Source organism: Candidatus Bathyarchaeota archaeon, assembly GCA_026014725.1.
Taxonomy (GTDB): Archaea; Thermoproteota; Bathyarchaeia; order Bathyarchaeales; family Bathycorpusculaceae; genus Bathycorpusculum.
In genome coordinates this window covers 1-3,551 of record JAOZHV010000014.1, presented here as the reverse complement: position 1 = coordinate 3,551, position 3,551 = coordinate 1, and the positions used below count along the sequence as shown (strand labels likewise).

General features: G+C 45.8%; 4 protein-coding genes and 1 tRNA gene. All 5 read right to left on the bottom strand.

Going from position 1 to position 3,551, the window contains the following annotated elements; translation table 11 throughout:
• A partial coding sequence (locus NWE95_02025) for a hypothetical protein (GenBank protein MCW4002677.1) occupies positions 1-498 on the bottom strand: 498 nt, incomplete at its 3' end.
• A 392-nt stretch (positions 499-890) separates the two neighbouring features.
• Positions 891-2,039, bottom strand: coding sequence for an ABC transporter permease (locus NWE95_02020; GenBank protein ID MCW4002676.1), 1,149 nt, complete (start codon positions 2,037-2,039; stop codon positions 891-893).
• On the bottom strand, positions 2,040-2,786 hold the full coding sequence (locus NWE95_02015; protein ID MCW4002675.1) for an ABC transporter ATP-binding protein: 747 nt from the start codon (positions 2,784-2,786) through the stop codon (positions 2,040-2,042).
• A 108-nt stretch (positions 2,787-2,894) separates the two neighbouring features.
• Positions 2,895-3,014, bottom strand: a tRNA-Arg gene (locus tag NWE95_02010).
• Positions 3,015-3,290: 276 nt separating this feature from the next.
• Positions 3,291-3,551: hypothetical protein (locus NWE95_02005; protein MCW4002674.1), on the bottom strand; the 261-nt coding region annotated here is incomplete at its 5' end.

Below are 3,551 nucleotides of genomic sequence, written 5' to 3'. Positions count from 1 at the left end.
TCTGTCAAACACGCGACCTAACCACTCCTTGCCGAGGTAATTCAAATCTATGCAACTTAGGATGGGTTTCATGCCCACTGAAAGTTCTATGTCCAAAACCCGTTTGCGGTAGCGGTCGCCTGGCAGCAGCGAAAAGAAAGGTCTATTCCACAGAGGCATTATCAGTTTTGTGCCCAGTTTTTTGCAGGCGTAGTCCCATGTGCGTTTATGGTGGACATTGTCGATGTCGCCTGTCACGATGGCTTCGATCCCTTCCTGCTTTTTTAAGCGAGTGAGAGCGTCGATTATGGCGTTGAATCGGTTGCCTTCAACTTTAACCTTGAGGTGCGGTATCCCCATGGATTTAGCTTGCAGTTCGGCTACTATCAAGCTGTGGAATGCATAGGGTTCCATGTACACGTACGTCACCAAATAGGCAACCTCGTGCCCCTGCTCAGCTATTTTGTGAAGCGCAGTGCAACAGTCTTTACCTCCGCTCCAGTGCACAAGAACCCTCATTCAACCACACCTGTCAACCGAGACGGTTAGAAACGCAAAACAACTATTAACCTTTATGTCCACAAAACTTGCCATGTTTACTGTGATGCAAGATACAGAACAGTTTGCCCTGAACTATGGAAAGACAAGCGTGAAGTTTCCAATTCTTAAAAACGGAAAACTTGGATACGTAAGAAAACTTATTCGTCTAATCCCCATTTTTCCGCACTAAACTGCACATTTTAAGCTTAATACTAAATCATTACTAAAGAAGAAGGAGCAGTTATTAGTTGTTGTCTATGTCAGAACGATGTTGAAAACACGAATATATTTGAAGCCTATTAGAAACTCGTTGCAAAAACCAGGTAGAGGGTCTACCTCGCAAAGCAACCAACACTATTAGTAGTATTCATTTAGACTCTGTAGTATTTCCCGTAAAGGATTATGCCTACAGCCAAGATTGCCATGCAGGATAGGGACACTATTGCGGTGTCCCAGAGTATTGTTGGGCTGGTGATGGAGGCGCCTCTCAGGAAAAGCGAAGTCAAAGCGTCAGTGACGTAGAAGCTGGGTACGAATTTGCCAGCTACTTGCGCTGCCGATGAGAGGGATGCACCTACGAAGGTTCCTAGGAATAGTTGCGGCAGCACGAAGAGAAACGAGAGACCAGTTGCTGCGCCTGAAGACTTTGCAACGGTGGCCGTGATTAGGCCGAATCCGATGTTGGACAGCGAGAACACGAGAACCAGTACGAAAGCAAAAGCGTAGACGGCGATGCCTACATCTGGTCGGAAGCCCATTAAATAAACCATTGAGAACACGAGAATTGCCTGAATAAAAGCTATGACTGTGTAGGATAGGACTTGGCTAATCATGAATTCTGTGGGTGATGTTGGCGTAATTCGGATTCTTTTCATCATGCCGTTTTCGCGGTCTTGGGTGAAGGATTGGGCAACCATCATTATTAGGAATATTGAAGCGAAAGTGAACATTCCTGGTGCCATGAAGTCGAGCGCTGAACCCTGTTTCACTTCGACCATTGATACCGTTTGCAAACTAATAGGGCTTGGAGCCGCCTGCTGGTTGCCATCTGTAAATTCCAATAAGACTTGCTGAATAATCGGCGGTACCGCTTGAGTTGCAACAACTGAGCCTTTGTCTACATACAAAGAAATTGTAGCGTTAACCCAACCGGCAGGGTCGTTTGGAGCTGCCTGATAAGAAAAGAAGCTTTCGCTGAAGGCAGCAGGTATTATCATTACGGCTTGAATCTTGCCTTGCGATAATTCGGTCTGCGCAGTTTCGTTGTCAGCGTAAATTTGAATATTCAGTATCTCTGTGCGCGATAACGCAGTTATGAAGAGCTGTGATGGGTCGCTTTCATCGATGTTGACTACGCCAATTTGGTACGCAGGCTGTCCTCCTCCTACACCACCAAAAGAAGCCCCAAAAGCGAAAACGAAAACTATTGGAAACAGGAAAATCATGAACAGCACCGCGGGTTCACGAAATGTCTTTTTCATTTCTTTTTTGGTTAAAGCAAGGACTCGTTGAAGTTTCAACTAAAGCTCCTCCCGTATTTTTCTTCCGGTGAGTTTGATGAAGACTTCTTCCAAGTTTTTGACTTTGTTTTTTGCAATCAATTCTGCAGGTGAACCAAGTGCGATTAGGGTTCCGTGGTCAATTATGCCTACGCGGTCACAGAGTTCCTCGGCTTCCTCCATGTAATGCGTAGTTAAAATGAGGGTTTTGTTTTCTTTTTTCAGCTCTTTTATGAAATCCCAAACAGCATGACGAGATTGAGGATCCATGGCCACTGTCGGCTCGTCCAAAAACGCGATTTGCGGATCATGAATCAATGCGAGTATGAGGCTTAACCGCCGTTTCATTCCGCCACTGTATTTTTCAGCTTTTCTTTTAGCTTCCTGAGTTAACCCCAGTTTGTCAAACAACAGAGCACGCCGCGCCTCAAGCTTCGCCTTTTTCATTAAATGAAGACCCCCGAAAAGCTCTACGTTCTCTGCGCCCGTCAGATATGGGTATATCGCGGTCTCCTGTGGGCAAACGCCAATTATTTCCTTGATTTCCGAAGTCTTTCTTTGGGTATCGTAGCCGCCGACTGTAGCAGCGCCGCTGGTCGGTTTAATCAAGCCGCAGAGAATGTTTATGATTGTAGTTTTTCCAGCACCGTTTGGCCCTAATAAGCCAAAGAGCTCGCCTTTGGAGACGCACAGGTTTATCCCACCTATGGCGGTCACGTCCTCAAATCTCTTGACGAGGTTGTCTATCATTATGTCAGACTGGCTCATTGACAACGCACTCTTTTTTTTTAAGTATGAAGGGGTTATTTGAGGATTTGGGTTAAGGAGCGGGTCGCTGAGAACTGTTCTAAATTGGGCAAGATAGGAAGAATGTTTTGGCGGGCCCGTTGGGATTTGAACCCAAGACCTCCGGCTCCGCAGGCCAGTGTCATAATCCGTTAGCACGGAAGACATCCTATGATGCTGGATTTGCCCGTTGTACTAGACTACGGGCCCGCATACGAAAACTACAACAACCGAATAATAAAAACTTTACAACGAGCCAAGGTAGATTTTTTTAAAGCTACAGGTTATTTCTTCTCAGAGAGACAGACTATTTGACTACATTCTTCCTTGTTCTGCAGTGTAGTTTGGACGCATGCTTTTTTGACGAAGTTACTACGAACGCTATTTCTGCGTCCTACCTAAATGAGCCTATTGAACCCTTTTTCGGCTCGTGCTCTTGTTTCTCTGCGACTAAAAAAGGGGAAGATGTGTGTTTTTTATGCACACTTACTTTTTCCTTAGTATCAGCAGTCCAACTATGGCTATCGAAATTACCACTGCAATGATTATGGCTATTGCTGCGTACACTATGGTCATCGTGGGGTCAATTGGTTGCGGATATTCTGGTGGTGGTGTTACTGGTGGTGCTTCGCCGACAGCCATGTAGGTTTGTGCGAAGGAGCTACCGTAGGATTTGGAGCCCGCGAACGTGGCGATTATCTTGTATGTGCCTGGTACTTCTGGAGTGAATAAGCATCCGTAAGTGCC